The sequence below is a fragment of the Actinobacillus delphinicola genome, from assembly GCF_900638385.1.
GTDB lineage: Bacteria > Pseudomonadota > Gammaproteobacteria > Enterobacterales > Pasteurellaceae > Actinobacillus_C > Actinobacillus_C delphinicola.
This window is the reverse complement of the sequence record NZ_LR134510.1, coordinates 1,426,616-1,445,961: the sequence shown is the minus strand read 5'-3', so window position 1 is coordinate 1,445,961 and position 19,346 is coordinate 1,426,616. Positions and strand designations below refer to the sequence as shown.

Genomic DNA, 19,346 nt, shown 5'->3' with positions numbered 1-19,346 from the left:
TTAATGCGATCAGCAACAATAAAGTAATACTGATAACGAAAGGATTGAACGACGAGCGCTTATAAATAAAGCTCGTAAAGTTTGTCAATTTTTTCTCCTCAAATATACTCGTTGTATAAGTAACATTAGAATGCCACTTTATAAGAATCAATAAAAGGAATATTGAATAAGAGATGCAAAAATAAGGGTGAATGTATGTTCGTGAGAGGATTATAGCAAAAAAATCAATTTTCTTCAAAAGAAGTAGCATAATCCTTTTTAAATCATAATGTTACCAACAAATTATGCTACTTTTATAAATATAAAATACGCTTTTAATGGCCTGCAATAAAATGCCCAGATTTACCACCCGTCTTTTCTAAAAGACGAACATTACTGATTACCATATCTTTTTGGACAGCTTTACACATATCGTAAATTGTAAGTGCTGCAACACTTGCTGCAGTTAATGCTTCCATTTCAACCCCTGTTTTACCCGTTAATTTACAAAGGCTCTCAATACGGACTTGATTTGTTTCTGGAAGTGCTTCTAAATTCACTTCAACTTTAGAAAGTAAAAGTGGATGACAAAGTGGGATAAGTTCCCAAGTTCTCTTAGCTGCTTGGATGCCTGCAATACGTGCTGTCGCAAATACATCACCTTTATGATGTTGCCCTGAAATAATCATTTCTAGTGTTTGTGCTGACATCGTTACATAAGCTTCTGCACGTGCTTCACGTACGGTTTCTTGTTTACCAGAAACATCAACCATATTGGCTTCGCCATTGGCATTGATATGAGTAAATTGTGTCATAATGCTATCTTCCATTTTTAAGACGTTTTTAAAACACGCCCCAATTTTCATAAAAATTTATGCGTTTAACCACCGATACTCGCTAAATTCGCACGAATACCACTATCGCCTTGATGTAAAAAATGGTGTTCACGTTTACATTGTAATGCTTCCGTAATGCGTGCTTTTAACGCTTCTTCTTGATTATCCGCCTGTAAAAGATCACGTAAATCAATACCCGCCTCACCAAATAAGCAAAGATGTAATTGCCCTTTCGCCGATACACGTAAGCGGTTACAACTGTTACAGAAATTTTTCTCATATGGCATAATTAAACCAATTTCACCTTTGTAATCAGGATGAGAGAAAATCTTGGCTGGTCCATCTAAATGAGAGCGACTTTGTAATGTCCACCCCTCTCTTATTAATTTATCAGCAAGTAATTGACCTGGTAGATGATGTTGCGCAAAGAAATGATCCATTTCTCCCGTCTGCATCAATTCAATAAAACGCATTTGAATCGGATTATCTTTAACCCATGCTAAAAATGCATCAAACTCATGGCTATTAAGATCTTTCATTAGCACAGAATTGACTTTAATCTTGTCATATCCCACATCAAATGCACGGTAAATGCCACGCATCACATCATCAAATTTATCTACGCCAGTAATACGATGGAACATTCTCGGATCAAGGCTATCCACACTCACATTAATAGAAGTAATTCCTGCCTCACGCCATTTAGCCACATCTTTTTCCATGCGATAACCATTGGTTGTCAGCGCAAGTTGCTTAATTCCTTGTACATCACGAATACTTTGAGCAATTTCAATAAAATCTTTACGCAATGTCGGTTCTCCGCCCGTCAAGCGAATTTTTTCCGCTCCAAGGTGCGCAAAACCTTTTACAAGGCGCTGAATTTCATTTAGCGTTAAGAATTGTGGTCTTTCAGGCTCTGGTTGATAGCCGTTAGGCAGACAATAGGTGCAACGGAAATTACAGACATCCGTGATCGAAAGTCGTAAGTAATAGTATTGACGATGAAAACGATCGACCAAACCGTTTACATCTTTTATAGGAATAGTTTGCATTGAACACCTTTTTAAATAACGAAAGGAAAAGTCGTTTCCAACTGTTCCCTGAGTAACCTCAGTTACTGGCTTGCCACCATATTTATCTATGCGAAATCAAAACTTAGGTTAACAAGCTCGGCGTAGTTAAGCGTAGTAATTAATCGTAATAATAATTCGTTATTGTAAAAGATTTATTGACATTTTTCTAGGAAAAACTCTTTTCTTTAGTTATCTGTTTAAAAATTAAAAAATTTGTGTTTTATTTATCATTTTTTGCGACAATAACACTGACTTTCTTATTTTTTATAAAGGATTTACATTATGTCACGACCGCTTTCCCCTCCCCATTCAGAACTTAATCGGCTCACACATATTGTCGCATTAGGTGGCGGGCACGGTTTAGGTCGTGTCATGTCAGCCCTTAATTTCTTAGGGTCACGCTTAACTGGCATCGTTACTACAACTGATAATGGAGGCTCAACTGGGCGCATCCGTTCGCAACAAGGTGGTATTGCGTGGGGTGATTTGCGTAATTGCCTAAATCAAATCATCACTCAACCCAGCACGGCTTCTGCACTCTTTGAATATCGTTTTGAAGGAGAAGGTGAATTAGCGGGACATAATTTAGGAAATCTTATGCTTAAAGCATTGGAGAATATGCAAATTCGCCCAACGGATGCAGTAAACTTGATTCGTGAGCTTTTAAAAGTAGAATCCTTCATTATTCCAATGTCAGAAAAACCCGTTCATTTAGCAGCCTATCTCGCGTCAGGGAAAAGTCTAGTCGGCGAAGTTAGCATTGATGAGCTAACTGAAGTGCCACAAATGATGTTTGTATTACCACTTGTTCCCGCTACACCTGAAGCCATTAAAGCTATTCAAAAAGCAGATCTTATTCTTATCGGTCCAGGTAGCTTTCTAACCAGTATTCTTCCACCATTTTTATTGCCTGAAATTAGTCGTGCCATTGCCGACAGCTCAGCATTAAAAATTTTTATCGATAATCTTGGCGTTGAGCAAGGTCCCGCCGCTCAATTATCTCTAAAAGATAGAATCAATTATTTACATCATCATATTGGTAGTAAAGTCATTGATGCAGTTATCACGGAATCACAATTTGATTTAGAAGATAGCCTCATTTTTACAAAAAAATTAAAAGCTGATGATGTTAGTTACCGTCATGACAGACAACTGCTATGTGCCGCAATTGATGACGTTTTAAAAACACTCTCACGCCCCGATTTTCTAGAAATTTTATAATAAAAAACGCCATCTTCTTAGATGGCGTTTTTAAATTCGTGAATTTATAGGATACCAAAGTTTTTCAATGCGGTAACAATCATTTCAATACCGAGTGAAAGCAAGATAAGCCCCATAATTCGAGTAACAACGTTTGCTCCCGTTTTTCCTAGTCTCATCATCACTGGTTTAGAATAACGTAGTAAGAAGTAACAGCAGATACAAAAAGCAATAATCGTTACAGATGACATACCATATTCAACGAGCGTATGAGAATTTACCCCAAATACGATCGCCGCACTAATAGAACCTGGTCCCGCCATAAGTGGAATAGCTAATGGAACGATTGCAAGGTTTGTATAGTTGGATATATCGTCACCTTTTTCTTCTTTATTCATTTTATTTTCACCGATTTTACCGTTGATCATGGTCATCGCAATACTGCCTAACACAATCCCGCCAGCAATTCGGAATGAATCAATCGAAATATTAAACGCATGTAAAATGGCGTTTCCAAAGAAAAAACTAATTAATAGCATAATCGTTAATGTCAAACAGGTAATAAAGATCATGCGCTCTTGTTCTTCTTTTGGAAAATCTGACGTCATTGAGTAAAAAATTGGAATAACGCCGATCGGATTTACCAATGCAATTAAACTTACAAAGAATTGTAAACAAGTTCCGATATCCATCACATTAAGCCCTATAAATTGGAAAAATCATACTCTCATTATATGGAGGTTATTTTTATTCGCAATAAAAATGTGCGACTGTTTTCACAATCGCACACTAATTTATTTTAATTAAAAATAATTATTTAAGTGTAAGGGGGAAATTACATCATTCCGCCCATACCACCCATGCCGCCCATCGCAGCGCTCATGTCTGGCGCATCGGCTTTTGGTAATTCAGTTACCATACATTCAGTAGTAATCATTAAACCAGCGATAGATGCAGCAAATTGTAATGCACTACGGGTTACTTTAGTTGGATCTAAGATACCCATTTCGATCATGTCGCCATATTGGTCAGTTGAGGCATTGTAACCGTAGCTACCTTTACCTGATTTAACCGCATTCGCAACCACAGAAGCTTCTGCACCCGCATTAGCAACGATTTGACGAAGTGGAGCTTCCATTGCACGTAGTGCAAGTTTGATACCAACATTTTGATCTTCGTTATCACCAGTTAAACCTGCTACTTTGCTTGCTGCACGAACTAATGCAACACCACCACCTGCAACGATACCTTCTTCAACCGCTGCACGGGTTGCGTGTAATGCGTCTTCTACGCGGTCTTTTTTCTCTTTCATTTCAACTTCAGTCGCTGCACCTACTTTTAATACAGCTACACCGCCAGCAAGTTTCGCTACACGTTCTTGCATTTTTTCTTTATCGTATTCAGACGTTGTATCTTCTAATTGTTTACGAATTTGTGCAACACGTGCTTTGATTTGTGCTTCATCGCCAAGACCATCAATGATTGTGGTGTTATCTTTTGATACTACAACGCGTTTTGCTTGACCAAGATCTTCTAAGGTTGCTTTTTCAAGCTCCATGCCTACTTCAGTAGAAATCACAGTACCGCCAGTTAAGATTGCGATATCTTGTAACATTGCTTTACGGCGATCACCAAAGCCTGGTGCTTTCACAGCTGCAACTTTTACAATACCACGCATAGTGTTCACAACTAAGGTTGCAAGTGCTTCACCTTCCACATCTTCAGCAATGATAAGTAATGGTTTACCCGCTTTTGCTACGCCTTCTAATACTGGTAATAATTCGCGGATATTGCTAATTTTTTTATCAACAAGAAGAATGTACGGTTGATCAAATTCAACGGTTGCATTTTCTGGTTTATTGATGAAATATGGAGATAAATAACCACGGTCGAATTGCATACCTTCAACTACGTCAAGTTCATCTTCTAAACCTGTACCATCTTCAACGGTAATTACCCCTTCTTTACCTACTTTTTCCATTGCTTGCGCAATTAATTTACCCACAACTTCATCAGAGTTAGCAGAAATTGTACCAACTTGTTCAATTTCTTTTGAAGTTTCACAAGGTTTAGAAAGTGCTTTTAATTCAGTAACAACTGCTGCTACCGCTTTATCGATACCACGTTTTAAATCCATTGGATTCATTCCAGCAGCTACTGCTTTCACGCCTTCGTTAACGATCGCTTGTGCTAATACAGTTGCTGTAGTTGTACCGTCACCAGCTACATCATTTGCCTTAGACGCAACTTCTTTTACCATTTGTGCGCCCATGTTTTCGAATTTATCTTCTAATTCAATTTCACGTGCTACAGACACACCGTCTTTAGTAATGGTTGGCGCACCATACGCTTTATCTAAAACAACGTTACGACCTTTTGGACCTAAAGTTACTTTCACTGCGTCTGCAAGTACGTTTACACCCGCTAACATTTTTGAGCGAGCGTCGTTACCAAATTTCACATCTTTTACTGTCATTTTAAAATTCCTTGTTTGCTTCTTATCTATTTAGATTTAACTGATTGCTATAAATTACTCTTCTACAATAGCAAGAATGTCATGTTCGGCAATAATTAATACTTCTTCGCCATCAATTTTTTCAACTTTTGTACCGTAGCCTTCATTGAAAATCACGGTATCGCCAACATTCACATCTAACGGACGTACTTTTCCATCTTCAAGTAAACGACCTGCACCTACAGCTAATACAGTTGCACGAGAAGATTTTTCTGCAGCTGCGCCCGGTAACACGATACCTGCTGGAGTTTTGGTTTCTACTTCTTTACGTTTAATAATTACGCGATCATGTAATGGACGAATTTTCATCTTAATTTCCTTATAGTTAAACTAACTCGTTGCGTACTAATGTGAGGGTTATTCCTTAATTTTCAAGCCAAAAAATAAAATATTTTTATTTCTTAAAATAAGAAATTTTGCATAAAAAAAACTTATAAATAAAATTAATTAATTCCTTATAAGACAAGGTTAAAAAGGTGATCATGATCACGTTTTTTGGCCCTCTTATTTTCTATAATGGCAATCAAACTTAAGGGCTAAAAAATAACCCGATACACAATTACAATTTTACTTTTAGGGTATATCGACATTTAACAATGTCAACATTATAGGAGATACTGACAATGAGTATGCGTATTGAAGAAGACCTACTTGGTAAACGCGAAGTTCCTGCTGAGGCTTACTGGGGTATTCACACTTTAAGAGCAAAAGAAAATTTTAATATTTCTCATAATAAAATTTCTGATATCCCAGCTTTTGTACGTGGAATGGTAATGGAAAAAAAAGCTGCTGCTTTGGCTAATGGCGAGCTTGGCGCAATTCCACAAAACGTTGCTGATGCAATTGTAAAAGCATGCGATATCATGCTCAAAACAGGTAAATGTTTTGACCAATTCCCAAGTGATGTATATCAAGGTGGGGCGGGTACTTCTGTGAATATGAATACCAATGAAGTTATTGCAAATCTTGCATTAGAAATTCTTGGCCATCAAAAAGGAGAATATCAATACGTTAATCCTTGCGATCATGTGAATGCAAGCCAATCTACTAATGATGCTTACCCTACTGGTTTCCATTTAGGTTTATATATTAGTGTTCAAGAACTTCTTGAAAAAATTAAATATTTGCAAAAAGGCTTTGAGGCAAAAGCACAACAATTCGCTAAAGTATTAAAAATGGGACGTACCCAATTACAAGATGCTGTTCCAATGACACTTGGTCAAGAATTTAAAGGCTTTGCAGTTCTCCTTGAAGATGAAGCTCATAATATTGCTGAAGTGGCTAAACAATTACTTGAAGTAAATCTTGGCGCTACCGCAATTGGTACTGGTGTAAATACACCTAAAGGTTACTCAGAACTTGCAGTGAAATATCTAAGTGAAGTGACTGGTTTTGAATGCTCTTTAGCTCGTGATTTAATTGCAGCAACATCAGATTGTGGTGCTTATGTTGCCGTTCAAAGTGCATTAAAACGCATGGCGATTAAACTTTCTAAAGTATGTAACGACCTACGTTTACTTTCTTCTGGTCCACGTGCTGGTTTAAATGAAATTAACCTTCCTGAACTTCAAGCGGGTTCTTCTATTATGCCAGCTAAAGTAAATCCTGTTATTCCAGAAGTAGTTAACCAAGTTTGTTTCAAAGTTATCGGTAATGACACTACTGTAACCATGGCTGCTGAAGCAGGTCAATTACAATTAAATGTAATGGAACCTGTTATTGCACAAGCAATGTTTGAAAGCATCAGCTTACTAACCAATGCCTGCGTTAATCTTCGTGAAAAATGCATTGATGGTATCACTGCTAATGAAGACGTTTGTAAAAACTACGTACTTAACTCAATCGGTATCGTAACCTACTTAAATCCATTTATTGGTCACCATAATGGCGACATCATTGGTAAAACTTGTGCGAAAACCGGTAAAAGCGTACGTGAAGTGGTATTAGAAATGGGGCTTTTATCAGAAAAAGAATTAGATGACATTCTTTCTGTTGAAAACTTAATGAATCCTACTTATAAAGCAAAATTAAATAAATAATTTCTTTTTTGGAATATCGATTAATATTTTACGGAAATGCCTTATGCATTTCCGTTTTTTTATGCTTACCTTTCTATACTGCGCTAAATATCGACAATCACAGACTCCAGACTTTCTATTCATTTTATATTTTTCATATATTACCTTATCCATAAGGTTATACTTCATAAAATTTGTCGAATAATCAGGCGTAATCTTTCTAAAAAATAGAAGTTATCCTTGTTATGATTAAAAAATATACTTACATTTTAAATTCAACCTAAGTTATTCACAATGTTTTTTTAAAACAAGATAACAAATTGATTTTAAACATATTTTTATAAATATATTCTGAGTAAATATAAAATAATTAACTTATTCATCAGTTATAATAAAATCTATCACAATTTTATCCACAGAAAACTTGGATAACTTATTTGTAATAAAAAATAGCTATAAAAAAGTACTAAATAAATTAAGCCACCTTCTATTTCATTTAAAATGCTTATTAAAAAAACATTTTAGGCATAAAAGCAAATATAAAAAATAACACTTATCCACAACCTTATTAACAACTAGGTGTTTTGTAATGTGTCGTGAATTATCTCCGCTAAAGCACGAGATATCCCTGGTACTGCAGCAATATCCTCCAGGCTTGCATTTTTTATCCCCTGCATTCCGCCTAAATATTTCAACAATGCTTGTCGGCGTTTTGGTCCAACACCCGCTATGCCTTCTAATCCACTTTGTGTAAAAGCTTTTTGACGTTTTTTACGATGCCCTGTAATTGCGTGGTTATGACTTTCATCACGGATATATTGAATCAGGTGCAAAGCGAGATCATCGCTAGGTAGATGAATTTCCTCGCCAGAATCCCCCATAATTAAAGTTTCTAAACCCGCCTTACGATCAACCCCTTTGGCGACCCCAACTAATTTCACTTTCTTTTTATCCCAAGGCACATCTAAACTTTCAAAAACGCTTAACGCACGATTAAGCTGTCCTTTTCCCCCATCAATAAATAAAATATCTGGGATTTTTTCTTCTTCTAAAGGTCGATCGTAGCGCTTACGTAATGCCTGTTCCATTGCGGCGTAATCATCACCGCCAGTGATACCTGAAATATTAAAACGTCGATAATCCGCTTTAAATGGTCCATTTTCATTAAAAACTACACAAGATGCGATTGTCTGTTCGCCCATCGTATGGCTAATATCGAAACATTCCATACGCTTAATTTTTGGTACGTTGAGTAATTTTTCTAATTCTTGGTAACGTTCGCTAATTAATTGACTTTGTTTCAATTTATTTTTCAATGCTGCTTGTGCATTCATTTCTGCAAGTTGTAAATAACGCATTTTCTCCCCTTTAATATGGGATTGAATTTGCACTTTACGCCCCGCTTTCTCACTTAAAATCGTTGCCAATTCCTGGGCATTTTCTAAGTGTCTATTGACAATAATTCCATGCGGCAAGCTTCGCCCTTCGTGTGCCTCTAAATAGAATTGCCCTAAAAATGTTTCAATGATCTCATCTAAATCAGTGTTACTCGGCACTTTTGGGAAGTAACAACGATTCCCTAATACCTTCCCTTGGCGAATAAATAGTACTTGTACACAAGCGATACCTTGTTGATAGGCAATAGCGATAATATCTAAATCATCTTGTCGTTCTTTACTAATAAATTGTTTTTCAATCACTGATCGTACTGCTTGAATCTGATCACGATAACGCGCAGCATCCTCAAAATTCAATGCCATACTCGCTTCTTCCATTTTCTTAATTAGATGTTCACGAACCTGTTCATCTTTTCCTTGTAAAAATAAACGCACAAGGTTGACTTGATTATTATATTCTTCATCCGTAACATGCCCTGGCACACAAGGTGCAGAACACCGTCCAATCTGATATTGCAAACAAGGTCGTGAGCGACTTCGATACATTGCATTTTCGCATTGACGTACAGGAAAAAGTTTTTGAATAAGATAAAGCGTTTCACGAACACTACTCGCTTGTGGATAGGGACCGAAATATTCGCCCGCAATTTTTTTCGGTCCTCGATGTGAGGTTAATCTCGGATGCCTTTCTTTGGTGAGAAGAATATAGGGATAAGCCTTATCATCACGCAGTAAAACGTTATAACGTGGCTGAAACGTTTTAATATAGTTATGCTCAAGCAGTAATGCTTCGGTTTCGCTACGGGTAATCGTGGTTTCAATATGATCGATTTGTTTAACCAACGCCTCTGTTTTACGATTATCTAATCGACTTCGAAAATAACTACTTAGGCGTTTTTTTAAATCTTTTGCTTTGCCTACATAAATAACCACATTATGCTCATCAAACATCCGATAAACACCTGGCAAATGCGGTACAGTCGCTAGAAATTTTTTCGCATCAAAGTTAGCTGTTGGCATAAAAAATACCTCTTAAAATCAATCAAGGTTACAGCATAATTTTCTCTATCTTTAATGTCAAAATGAAGTTATTTTTTATGAATTTATAAAAATGCCACCATCTATATTTTCTAAATGGTGGCATAACATCTTATTGATTAGTTAGTGGTGGTAAGGCTTGTAAAATTCGGTCTGCTTGTTGTTTATCTAATGGGTAGTCAAAAAATCGTTGATAAAATTGTCGAGTAATTTGATTAATATCCTCATTTGCAAAAAGCGTAGGATGGAGTATTTTTGCCGCCCATTGAATTTGTAACGCACTCTCTGGTCCATAACGATCCCATAAGAACACGCCAAATGGATTACGATATACCTGTCCTTTCTGCACAGCTGTTAGTTGTGAAAGTACTGCATAATTAGGGCTATCGGCTAACTTACCTGCATTTCCTTGTAAAATGATAACATCGGGCTGCCATGCTAGAATTTGCTCCGCAGTAACAGGTTGCATATTGCCCTTCACAGTCGCTGCATTACGTCCGCCCGCAATATGGATCCAGTCATCTATTAACGAGTTTGTTCCATCAACTTTAAGTGGATTTAAGGAAGAAATATGTAAAACTTTAGGGGGTTGAAAATGGCCTAAAGTTGCTAATTTAGTTTGAATACGAGCAATTTGTATATCAAGATATTGATTATAATCCTTTGCTCGTTGGAGTGCGGATGAAGTCCCCATTGCTTTTGCCGTAATGAGCATTGTTTTTTTCATGCCTTCTAAGGTATGGAAAAAAACTTCAACCGTTGGAATCCCCTCCGCTTGCATTGCAGCAATTTGCGGATCCCCTTTCGGTACAAAAGCAAGCTGCACTTTTCGATTCAGTAATGATTCTATGTTAAAAAGTTTCCCCTGGCCTAATAATGCATGATTTAAGGAAGGTTGAACTTTAAACATCCAAGGACGACTTTCAGGATGGTTGAGAGTAGCGACAATTTTATTGCCTTCGCCCAGCACTATTAATTCTGCCGTATGCGCAAACCACGCATCCGCAACTCGCTCTATTGGTTGGTCGGGTAACACTACTTGATTCCCCGAAACATCTGTAATTTCTTGAGCGTGTGCTTGGATTGGTAACGCAACACAACCTAATAATAAATAAATCATAGACTTAAATTTAAACATCATGTTTCCTCATATTCTCATATCAAAGTCATGCTAAAGAACGGAACGTAAAAAAACGTCCCTCGGGTAAATCCAGTTGGCGAGTCGATAAATGAAATAATTTTGCGATAAGATCAGCGGTAATAACATGGCTTGGATAAGCATCTGCCAGAATTTTACCGTCGTGCAAAACAATAACCCGATCACAAAACATCAAAGCATGTTCGGGATTGTGGGTAATGGTTAGGACCGCTCGTCCCGTTTTACTAATGTCTTTAAGTAAAGCGAGCAATCGTATTTGGCTACCATAATCCAGGCCATTAGTAGGCTCATCCAATAAAATTAATGGTGTTTGTTGGACTAACGCACGTGCTAACAACACTCGCTGACGTTCACCACCTGAAAGGGTCGTATAGGCTCGCTGGCGCAGATGCAAAATATCCATTTGTTGCAATGCCAACTCAATACTCTGTTGCTGACTATCAGTAGGCTTTTGAAAAAAATGTAGATAAGGCAACATGCCTTGTGCCACCACTTCTTCAACCTTATAAGGAAAGTGTGGCGTGTGTTGTTGAGGGACATAGGCAATTTCTTGCGCTAATGCTTTTCGCGACCACTGTGCTAACGATTTCTTTTGAATAAAAATATCACCTTGTGTCTTTTTTAAAATGCCTAAAAGTAACTTCAATAATGTGCTTTTCCCCGCTCCATTCGTACCAAGTAAAGCAATATTTTCACCCTGTTTTATATCAAAAGAAATATCATTTAAAATCAATTTATTGTCAGTTTGATAACATAAATTTTGGCAAGATAATAACATCAAACACCTCGCCAATTACGCAATAATAAAAAGAAAAATAACATTGCGCCTAATAATTCCGTCACTACTCCCAATGGAATTTCACTGACGCTTAATAAGCGGGCTAAATCATCAGAAAGAATTAAAAAAATCGCCCCCAAAATGGCACTCAATGGCAAAACAAAACGGTGACTTGCTCCCCAAATAAGGCGTGTTAAATGTGGAATTAACAAGCCAACCCAACCAACTACACCTGCAATACACACGGTAATTGCTGAGATAATCGTTGCCAACAAAATAATAAAATACCGCATTTTCACAACAGGAATACCAAGGCTTAATGCTTCTTCATCACCTAAAGACATCGCATCTAATTGGCGTCCCAAGCAGAGTAAAATAAACATAGCGAGAAATAAGATAGGACATAAAATCGCGACTAGCGGTAAAGATATACTGCTTAAACTTCCTAATAGCCAGTAAACAATACTTGGTAACTGATCTTCTGGATCGGCAATGTACTTCACTAACGACAGTAATCCAGCAAAAAATGCATTGCTGATAATCCCGCCTAAGATGAGTAATAAGATCGAATCTCCTCCGATACGTTTCGCAATAAGCACACCGACTAACACGGCAATACAACCAAATAGACAGGCTAATAAAGGTACGAGGAAATGACCTCCATTTAAAATAAGTCCCAACGCAGCCCCAAATGCACAACCATTTAAAACTCCAAGAAGCGCAGGAGAGACCAATGGATTTCGGAAAACAGCTTGAAATGCCGTACCCGCTAATGCTAATCCTGCTCCAATAATAATTGCTGTTAAAATTCGTGGGAAACGCCCATGCCAAATTACTGCATTAATAAGGTGCTCCTGTGAAATGGGTAAGAAGTGTGAAACACCTATTTTATCAGCCAAAGCCTCCATAAAGTGGAGAACTGAAATAGGATAACGCCCTAACAAAAGTGATATTGCTGCCACGCAGAATAAAATAAGGCACATGATTAAAATCGAACAACCCAGTCGTGAAAACAGAGATGTGGGATGAGAATGAGAGGGTGATAACATAAATAATTGTAAATAATAGATGATATAAAACATTATATAATGTTTTTTATTTTTACTATATGTTTTTTAAAAATTTTTCCGAAAATTGGGGCGTGATAAAAATTGAAAAGCGCTCCGAAGAGCGCTTTTAGCTTAATCCTTATGCAAGAATTTGTCTGACTTTCTCTAAATCTTCTGCCGTATCAACACCCACGGCAGGCACTTCTTTGGCTAAAGCAATATGGATTTTTTCACCATGCCAAAGTACACGCAACTGCTCAAGGCTTTCAATTTGCTCTAAAGGACTCGCATCCCATGCTACATATTGCTTAATAAAACCTGCACGATACGCATATAATCCAATATGGCGTAAATATTGTGCTTGCCATTTAGGATCAAGAACCTTAGGCTCTTGCGCAAAATTATCACGTTGCCAAGGAATCGGCGCACGAGAAAAGTATAAGGCATTGCCATTTTTATCTTTTACCGCCTTCACCACATTGGGATTAAATAACTCATCTAATTCATCAATTTGAACGCCAAGTGTCGCCATTCTCGCAGATTGTGTAGCGAGATTTTCAGCAACTTGGTGAATAATTACAGGTGGAATAAGCGGTTCATCGCCTTGGACATTGACCACGATTTCGTCATCAGCTAACCCCAATTTTTCAACCACTTCCATCAAACGTTCCGTGCCTGAAGAATGCGTTGTTTTTGTCATACAAACTTCGCCACCGAATGCGGTAACAGCATCCGCAATACGCACATCATCAGTTGCCACAATTACACGACTTGCGCCCGCTTGTTGGGCTTGTTTCCAAGTGTGATAAATCATTGGTTTCCCAGCAATATCTAAAAGCGGTTTACCTGGTAAACGGCTTGATGCATAGCGTGCAGGGATTACGACAGTAAAAGAAAGCGACTGCATAGTATCTCCTTACTTTTTATTTTTTTGTTTTTGAGACCACGCCTCAATTTTCGATAAAATATTTCCTGTAATTTGCGCATCAACAGGGACATACCACCAATTTGATTTCGCAAAAGTGTGGCATTTTACGGCATCTTTTTCTGTCATAAAAACTGGTATATCGTCTGGTAAATTGACTAATAAACTTTGATCAAAGGCTTGATGATCCGCAAATGCAAAGGTGTCTTGCAAAATGATATCCATATCCATCAACATATCGAAGAAACGTTGTGGATTACCAATTCCCGCCAAAGCGATAGCATTTTGATGTTGAAAATCATCTAGCGATTTACGCTCTCCTGTTTGTACATTAATTGCGCAAGACGGAACAAGTTGCATAATATTTTGAGAATATGGCGTTAATCCACCATTATTAATAATAAAATCAACGGATTGTAATCGTTTTTCAGATTCACGCAATGGACCTGCTGGCATCAATAAACCATTCCCTAACCCACGTTTTGCCTCAATCACAACGATTTCGAGATCCCGAGCCAAGGCATAATGTTGCAAGCCATCATCACTTAAAATCACATCTAATGGATAATGTTGTTGCAAAAGCTCAATCGCTTGCTGACGATTTGCCCCGATACACACAGGTACTCCACTTCGCTTAGCTAGCAATAAAGGTTCATCGCCTACTTCAACGGCGGGCTCATCAATTTTCACAATGCGTGGATAATAAGGAGATTTACTGCCATAACCTCGTGAGATAATGCCGACCTTTAAGCCATTTTTCTGTAATAGTTCGGCAAGCCATAACGTGACAGGGGTTTTTCCATTCCCACCAACAGAAAGATTACCAATGATAATCACAGGAACCGTCGGACGATATGACTTAAGAATATGCGCACGATAAAGCGTCTTACGGATCCATGCAATAAAACCAAATAACCAAGCTAATGGCAGCAAAACTGCTGCCATTAAACGTGCTTTAAATGACTTTTGATACCAGAAATCCATCGTGTACCCTACTACGCACTGAATTGCATTTCATGCAATTGTTTGTAACGACCGTTCATTTTAAGCAATGCGGCATGCGTACCACGTTCAACAATTCGACCGTGTTCAAGAACGAGAATTTCATCCGCATTTTCAATGGTAGATAGACGGTGTGCAATAACAAGTACAGTACGATCTTTTTGGATTTCTTCAAGCGCTGATTGAATAGCACGTTCTGATTGAGTATCCAACGCAGAGGTTGCTTCATCCAAAATAAGCACTGGTGAATCACGCAATAATGCTCGAGCAATCGCCAAACGTTGACGTTGACCGCCAGAAAGGCTCATGCCGTTTTCACCAATCATCGTATCTAATCCATTTTCAAGATTATCGATAAATTCCATCGCATGTGCAGCTTTAGCAGCTGCAATAATTTGTTCACGAGAGTATTTATCCGCTGCAGCGTAAGCAATATTATTTGCGATAGTATCATCAAATAAATGGACTTGTTGGGATACCATTGCACAGTTTTGACGCAGATTATGCAGACGATAATCCATAATATCCACACCGTCTAAAGTAATTTGACCTTGTTCTAAATCGTAAAAACGTGTCACCAAGTTTGCAATAGTTGATTTACCTGAGCCTGAATGCCCAACCAATGCCACTGTTTTACCATGTGGTACTGAGAAACAAATATCATGTAATGCAGGTAATTCTTTACCATCATAGGTAAAAGTCACATGTTTAAATTCAAGATCACCTTTCGCACGCTCTACTTCATATTTACCATCATCACGTTCTGTATCAAGATCCATTAATGCAAATAAAGTTTGACAAGCTGCCATACCACGTTGGAAAGACGCATTTACATTAGTGAGTGATTTGAGCGGACGCATCATTGCAAGCATAGATGAGAATACAACCGTAAAATCCCCTGCTGTAAGGTGAGTTGACATAATTTGTGGAATTGTTGCTAAATACAACACAGCAGCTAACGCAAAAGATGCAATGATTTGAACCACAGGATCTGAGATTGCTTCAGCGGTCATCACTTTCATTCCTTTACGGCGCATATCATTACTTACATGGTTAAAGCGTTTCTCTTCCACTTCTTGACCGCCAAAAGATAACACCACACGGTGACCTTTTAACATCTGTTCGGCCGTCGCTGTAAGTTGTCCCATTGAGTTTTGCATATTTTTACCTAAACGACGGAACGTTTTAGATACTACGCTAATTACAACCGCAATGACTGGAGCAATCAAAATAAGCACTAATGAAAGATGCCAACTTGTATAGAACATTACCGTAAGTAATGACCCAACATACACTGTTTCACGCACAATCGTGGTGAGTGCGCCAGACGCAGAATGTGCAACTTGTTCGCTATCATAGGTAATACGAGATAACAATTTACCTGTCGAATTTTGATCGAAAAAGCGTACTGGTAGATACATTAAATGGCGGAAGAGATTACGGCGCATTTGCATCACTACTTTTCCAGATACCCAAGCTAAGCAATAGGTAGAAACAAAGTTAGAACACCCACGGAAAAAGATAAGAATAACGACAACAAGTGCCATCATGCGTAAAAAATGTGAATCCGCTTTACCAAAACCATCATCAAGCAATGGTTTTAACATTTGAATTAAACTTGCATCAGCCAATGCATTAATAATTAACGCAATACCCGCTGCAACTAAACCCCATTTATACGGCTCAATTGTTGGCCAAAGTCTTTTAAAAGTACGGAATGTTGAGAGATCTTTATCTTGCATAAAATATATTCATATAATTAAAAAAAACGTGCTATTGTACCTTGATTTACTCATTGACGCCAATAAATGCCTGATACCAAGGCTGCCATGCATAACGTGCTGTTTGTAATTCTATGTTTTCTTTAGAAAAAATGACACGTATAGCACCATCTTCAGCGGTGCTAAAGATGGCTATTCTATCGTTTTTAAGCCGATTTAACACTTTTTTATTGGGGAGATGCCATGGATTCCACCGACCTACTGAAATAAGCGCCACTTTAGGCTGAGTTTTTGCAAGCAATGTCATCGTTGTAGATGTTTTGCTACCGTGATGTCCAACTTGAATGACATCAACTGGGAGCAGCTGCATTGCTATAGTACGCTCTATACTTGCAGGTGCATCCCCCATAAGCAACAATCGTGGTTTTGAGTCGCTAATCAAAATCACACACGATTGTGCATTTTTTGCTTGTGCTAACCGATAGGAAGGAGAAAGCACACTAAACGTTAAACCTTGCCACTGCCACTTTTCTCCTGCCACACATTGTTGACTATGTTTTATCGCTGCAGAACGCCAAACTGGAATATGCGGGTATCGTGTTAAAATCGCATTCAATCCTCCCGTATGATCACGATCATCATGACTTATAATAATACCATCGAGTTTTCCCCCTGTTCGTTGTAAATAAGGCAGAATCTCCAGCTTTGCCATACTAATCTCTGTGGCACCGTGTCCCCACGCATTACCAGTATCATACAAGATGACATGCCCATGCCTTTCAATCGCCACGGATAAACCTTGCCCAACATCTAACATCGTGGCTTGCCAATCGGACTTATGCATATACTTATAAACCAAATCTATTGTTAATTTACCTCCCGTCATTAATACAACAATCCCCAACAAAAAATACAGCCACAGAAACGATGCTGATGCAGGTAAAACAGTAACATTCATGTTTAATGGGAAATGCCATTTCCTCCTATATTGCATAAATTCTTGCGATTTTTGAGGCGTGTTTTTTAAAAATTGGCGTTGCAAGAAATAAATAAACATCAAAAATAGGGATGAAAGACAGAACGTAACAAACAAACTTGTCGAAATTGTAACCGAACACCAGTTATGTGCCTCTTCACTGAGATGTGAGTAAACAAAATCAGCAATTCGATTAGCTAACTGCCATAGAAAAGGCGTTTGAAATAATGTGGCAAGAAAAATAATTGGAATCAGGACAAAACTAAAAAGTGGGACTACCCATAAATTTGCCCAGAAACTGCTCAATGAAATTCCATTAAAAAAGAAAAGTTGCCAAGGGGTTAAAAGCCATAACAAACCTATTTGCAAATGGATTAGACCAATAAACCATTTTAATTTTGTTTGTGTAAGCGGTTTCCCTCGCCATTCCCATAAAAAAAGCGGTATAAACTGATACCAAATCAATAAGCTCAGCACAGCAGCGAATGATAACCAAAAACTTTCAGATAAAACCGTTTTAGGATCGCAGCAGAGTAATATTACCACCACCAACCAAAAATATTGCCATTTGGTCAAGCATAGCCTTTGCGAACGAATAAAAATGACGGCAAAAAGTGCAAGCAATGCTCTCAATGTTGGAATAGAAAAACCTGCTAAATAGGCATAAATTATGGCGAAAAATAAACCTATCCAGTCCGCTAATCCGATTCTTAGAATGACAGGGAAGACATACTGAACAAGCCGAGTTAAGTAAAATCCTAATAAAAAAACAAGACCGACATGCAGACCAGAAATTGCTATGAGATGTGCCGTATTAGTTTGTTGATAAACTTGAGTAACTTGAGAGCTCAACCATGCTCGCTCACCAAATGCTAGGGCAAGCAAAAGTCCCTGTTGTGCCATTTCCTGTGTATGTTGCCATGTTTTTGCCAGCCATTGTGTACGTAATGTAGGATGTGCCCCCAATTTCTTTAATTTTGTTACATAGCCATAAGCCGTTATCCCTTGTGAGAAAAACCATTTTTGTTTATCAAAGCTCCGAAAATTTAAACGGCTAGTCAAAGGGTGCAAATGCAATTCGCCTTGCCAAACATCATCAAGCTGAGGAATGCTACTTCCTTTCCATACAAGATAAATCCGCTGTTTACTCGGATTTGTCGGTAATCTAAGGGAAGCAATAATAGAGCAATATTCTCCTTGTTTTAGTAACCTGTTGATTTGAAAGGATGTCGTAATTTTAGTAGGTAAATATTGATTGGCAGTAGCTAATTGTTGATAGTGCAGAAAATTGAGCTGAAAATACCCCACTATCGCAATAATACTTATAACGATAAGAGAACTTTTAAAAGAAAATTTGAATAATTTTAGTACGAGAATCAAAAAGCATAGAACAAAAATCGTCCCTTGCCAAATTTTTAAAAAATTTAGCGGTAAAAGTAAAAATAATGTCGCAATTATAAAAATAATTTTTCCAATAAGAATTAAAAAATAATTTTGAATTTTCATCACAGAACTCCATCTAATACTATTGGGTTATTTAATGAAATCTGCTTTTTATTATTTTTCTTCTTTCGATCAAGTTCACAAATATTCAATTTGTTACGAAAAAACAGTTATTTTTATTTGCTTATTTAAAAAACTTCTGTTATTTATATCGACCCTTAGATTCCCCCATTAAGT

The 19,346-nt window shown here is 37.6% G+C and carries 15 protein-coding genes and 1 riboswitch; of the genes, 2 read left to right on the top strand and 13 right to left on the bottom strand.

The window, feature by feature from the left end; translation table 11 throughout:
- Positions 1 to 314: 314 nt before the first annotated feature.
- Together moaC and moaA are read right to left on the bottom strand one after the other, a co-directional pair.
- A complete protein-coding gene (gene moaC / locus EL259_RS06775) occupies positions 315 to 794 on the bottom strand; it encodes a cyclic pyranopterin monophosphate synthase MoaC (protein WP_126600183.1) in 480 nt (159 codons plus the stop codon).
- Positions 795 to 859: 65 nt separating this feature from the next.
- Positions 860 to 1,867, bottom strand: coding sequence for a GTP 3',8-cyclase MoaA (gene moaA, locus EL259_RS06770; RefSeq protein ID WP_126600181.1), 1,008 nt, complete (start codon positions 1,865 to 1,867; stop codon positions 860 to 862).
- Positions 1,856 to 2,002, bottom strand: a riboswitch (molybdenum cofactor riboswitch). (Overlaps the previous gene by 12 nt.)
- 168 nt (positions 2,003 to 2,170) lie before the next feature.
- Here moaA and EL259_RS06765 point away from each other — a divergent pair.
- Positions 2,171 to 3,109 (top strand): gluconeogenesis factor YvcK family protein, encoded by a 939-nt coding sequence (locus tag EL259_RS06765; RefSeq protein ID WP_126600179.1) that lies wholly within the window; start codon positions 2,171 to 2,173, stop codon positions 3,107 to 3,109.
- 44 nt (positions 3,110 to 3,153) lie between these two features.
- Here the strand turns inward: EL259_RS06765 and EL259_RS06760 are convergent, their stop codons facing one another.
- From EL259_RS06760 to EL259_RS06750, 3 genes are all read right to left on the bottom strand, one after another.
- Positions 3,154 to 3,780, bottom strand: a complete 627-nt coding sequence (locus EL259_RS06760) for a YchE family NAAT transporter (protein WP_126600177.1) — start codon at positions 3,778 to 3,780, stop codon at positions 3,154 to 3,156.
- A 143-nt stretch (positions 3,781 to 3,923) separates the two neighbouring features.
- A complete protein-coding gene (gene groL / locus EL259_RS06755; protein ID WP_126600175.1) occupies positions 3,924 to 5,564 on the bottom strand; it encodes a chaperonin GroEL in 1,641 nt (546 codons plus the stop codon).
- 54 nt (positions 5,565 to 5,618) lie between these two features.
- The gene (locus tag EL259_RS06750) at positions 5,619 to 5,912 is read right to left on the bottom strand and encodes a co-chaperone GroES (protein WP_126600173.1); all 294 of its coding nucleotides are present in this window, start codon (positions 5,910 to 5,912) and stop codon (positions 5,619 to 5,621) included.
- A gap of 314 nt (positions 5,913 to 6,226) precedes the next feature.
- Between EL259_RS06750 and aspA the strand changes: the two genes are divergently transcribed.
- On the top strand, positions 6,227 to 7,642 hold the full coding sequence (aspA, locus tag EL259_RS06745; protein WP_126600171.1) for an aspartate ammonia-lyase: 1,416 nt from the start codon (positions 6,227 to 6,229) through the stop codon (positions 7,640 to 7,642).
- A 554-nt stretch (positions 7,643 to 8,196) separates the two neighbouring features.
- Here the strand turns inward: aspA and uvrC are convergent.
- The 8 genes from uvrC to EL259_RS06705 form a co-directional block, all read right to left on the bottom strand.
- Positions 8,197 to 10,038, bottom strand: coding sequence for an excinuclease ABC subunit UvrC (gene uvrC, locus EL259_RS06740; protein WP_126600169.1), 1,842 nt, complete (start codon positions 10,036 to 10,038; stop codon positions 8,197 to 8,199).
- A gap of 130 nt (positions 10,039 to 10,168) precedes the next feature.
- Positions 10,169 to 11,194 carry an ABC transporter substrate-binding protein gene (locus EL259_RS06735; protein WP_197721284.1) on the bottom strand — a complete coding sequence of 342 codons (1,026 nt, stop codon included), beginning with the start codon at positions 11,192 to 11,194 and terminating at the stop codon, positions 10,169 to 10,171.
- Between the two features lie 28 nt (positions 11,195 to 11,222).
- Entirely contained in the window at positions 11,223 to 11,993 is a 771-nt protein-coding gene (locus tag EL259_RS06730; protein ID WP_126600165.1) for an ABC transporter ATP-binding protein, read from the bottom strand.
- Positions 11,993 to 12,976 carry a FecCD family ABC transporter permease gene (locus EL259_RS06725; protein ID WP_197721283.1) on the bottom strand — a complete coding sequence of 328 codons (984 nt, stop codon included), beginning with the start codon at positions 12,974 to 12,976 and terminating at the stop codon, positions 11,993 to 11,995. The genes EL259_RS06730 and EL259_RS06725 overlap by 1 nt, the downstream gene beginning before the upstream one ends.
- A gap of 205 nt (positions 12,977 to 13,181) precedes the next feature.
- A complete protein-coding gene (gene kdsB / locus EL259_RS06720; RefSeq protein WP_126600163.1) occupies positions 13,182 to 13,949 on the bottom strand; it encodes a 3-deoxy-manno-octulosonate cytidylyltransferase in 768 nt (255 codons plus the stop codon).
- Positions 13,950 to 13,958: 9 nt separating this feature from the next.
- Positions 13,959 to 14,951, bottom strand: coding sequence for a tetraacyldisaccharide 4'-kinase (gene lpxK / locus EL259_RS06715; protein WP_126600161.1), 993 nt, complete (start codon positions 14,949 to 14,951; stop codon positions 13,959 to 13,961).
- Positions 14,952 to 14,962: 11 nt separating this feature from the next.
- Entirely contained in the window at positions 14,963 to 16,711 is a 1,749-nt protein-coding gene (gene msbA, locus EL259_RS06710) for a lipid A ABC transporter ATP-binding protein/permease MsbA (RefSeq protein WP_126600159.1), read from the bottom strand.
- Between the two features lie 46 nt (positions 16,712 to 16,757).
- Entirely contained in the window at positions 16,758 to 19,172 is a 2,415-nt protein-coding gene (locus tag EL259_RS06705) for a DNA internalization-related competence protein ComEC/Rec2 (RefSeq protein WP_126600157.1), read from the bottom strand.
- Positions 19,173 to 19,346 lie beyond the last annotated feature (174 nt).

Excerpts from the sequence above, each read along its gene's own strand:
- EL259_RS06750 (WP_126600173.1), bottom strand. The coding sequence starts at position 5,912 with ATGAAAATTCGTCCATTACATGATCGCGTAATTATTAAACGTAAAGAA.
- msbA (WP_126600159.1), bottom strand. The coding sequence starts at position 16,711 with ATGCAAGATAAAGATCTCTCAACATTCCGTACTTTTAAAAGACTTTGG.
- lpxK (WP_126600161.1), bottom strand. The coding sequence starts at position 14,951 with ATGGATTTCTGGTATCAAAAGTCATTTAAAGCACGTTTAATGGCAGCA.
- aspA (WP_126600171.1), top strand. The coding sequence starts at position 6,227 with ATGAGTATGCGTATTGAAGAAGACCTACTTGGTAAACGCGAAGTTCCT.
- EL259_RS06760 (WP_126600177.1), bottom strand. The coding sequence starts at position 3,780 with ATGGATATCGGAACTTGTTTACAATTCTTTGTAAGTTTAATTGCATTG.
- moaC (WP_126600183.1), bottom strand. The coding sequence starts at position 794 with ATGACACAATTTACTCATATCAATGCCAATGGCGAAGCCAATATGGTT.
- EL259_RS06765 (WP_126600179.1), top strand. The coding sequence starts at position 2,171 with ATGTCACGACCGCTTTCCCCTCCCCATTCAGAACTTAATCGGCTCACA.
- EL259_RS06725 (WP_197721283.1), bottom strand. The coding sequence starts at position 12,976 with ATGTGCCTTATTTTATTCTGCGTGGCAGCAATATCACTTTTGTTAGGG.
- groL (WP_126600175.1), bottom strand. The coding sequence starts at position 5,564 with ATGACAGTAAAAGATGTGAAATTTGGTAACGACGCTCGCTCAAAAATG.
- EL259_RS06705 (WP_126600157.1), bottom strand. The coding sequence starts at position 19,172 with ATGAAAATTCAAAATTATTTTTTAATTCTTATTGGAAAAATTATTTTT.
- uvrC (WP_126600169.1), bottom strand. The coding sequence starts at position 10,038 with ATGCCAACAGCTAACTTTGATGCGAAAAAATTTCTAGCGACTGTACCG.
- EL259_RS06735 (WP_197721284.1), bottom strand. The coding sequence starts at position 11,194 with ATGTTTAAATTTAAGTCTATGATTTATTTATTATTAGGTTGTGTTGCG.
- kdsB (WP_126600163.1), bottom strand. The coding sequence starts at position 13,949 with ATGCAGTCGCTTTCTTTTACTGTCGTAATCCCTGCACGCTATGCATCA.
- EL259_RS06730 (WP_126600165.1), bottom strand. The coding sequence starts at position 11,993 with ATGTTATTATCTTGCCAAAATTTATGTTATCAAACTGACAATAAATTG.
- moaA (WP_126600181.1), bottom strand. The coding sequence starts at position 1,867 with ATGCAAACTATTCCTATAAAAGATGTAAACGGTTTGGTCGATCGTTTT.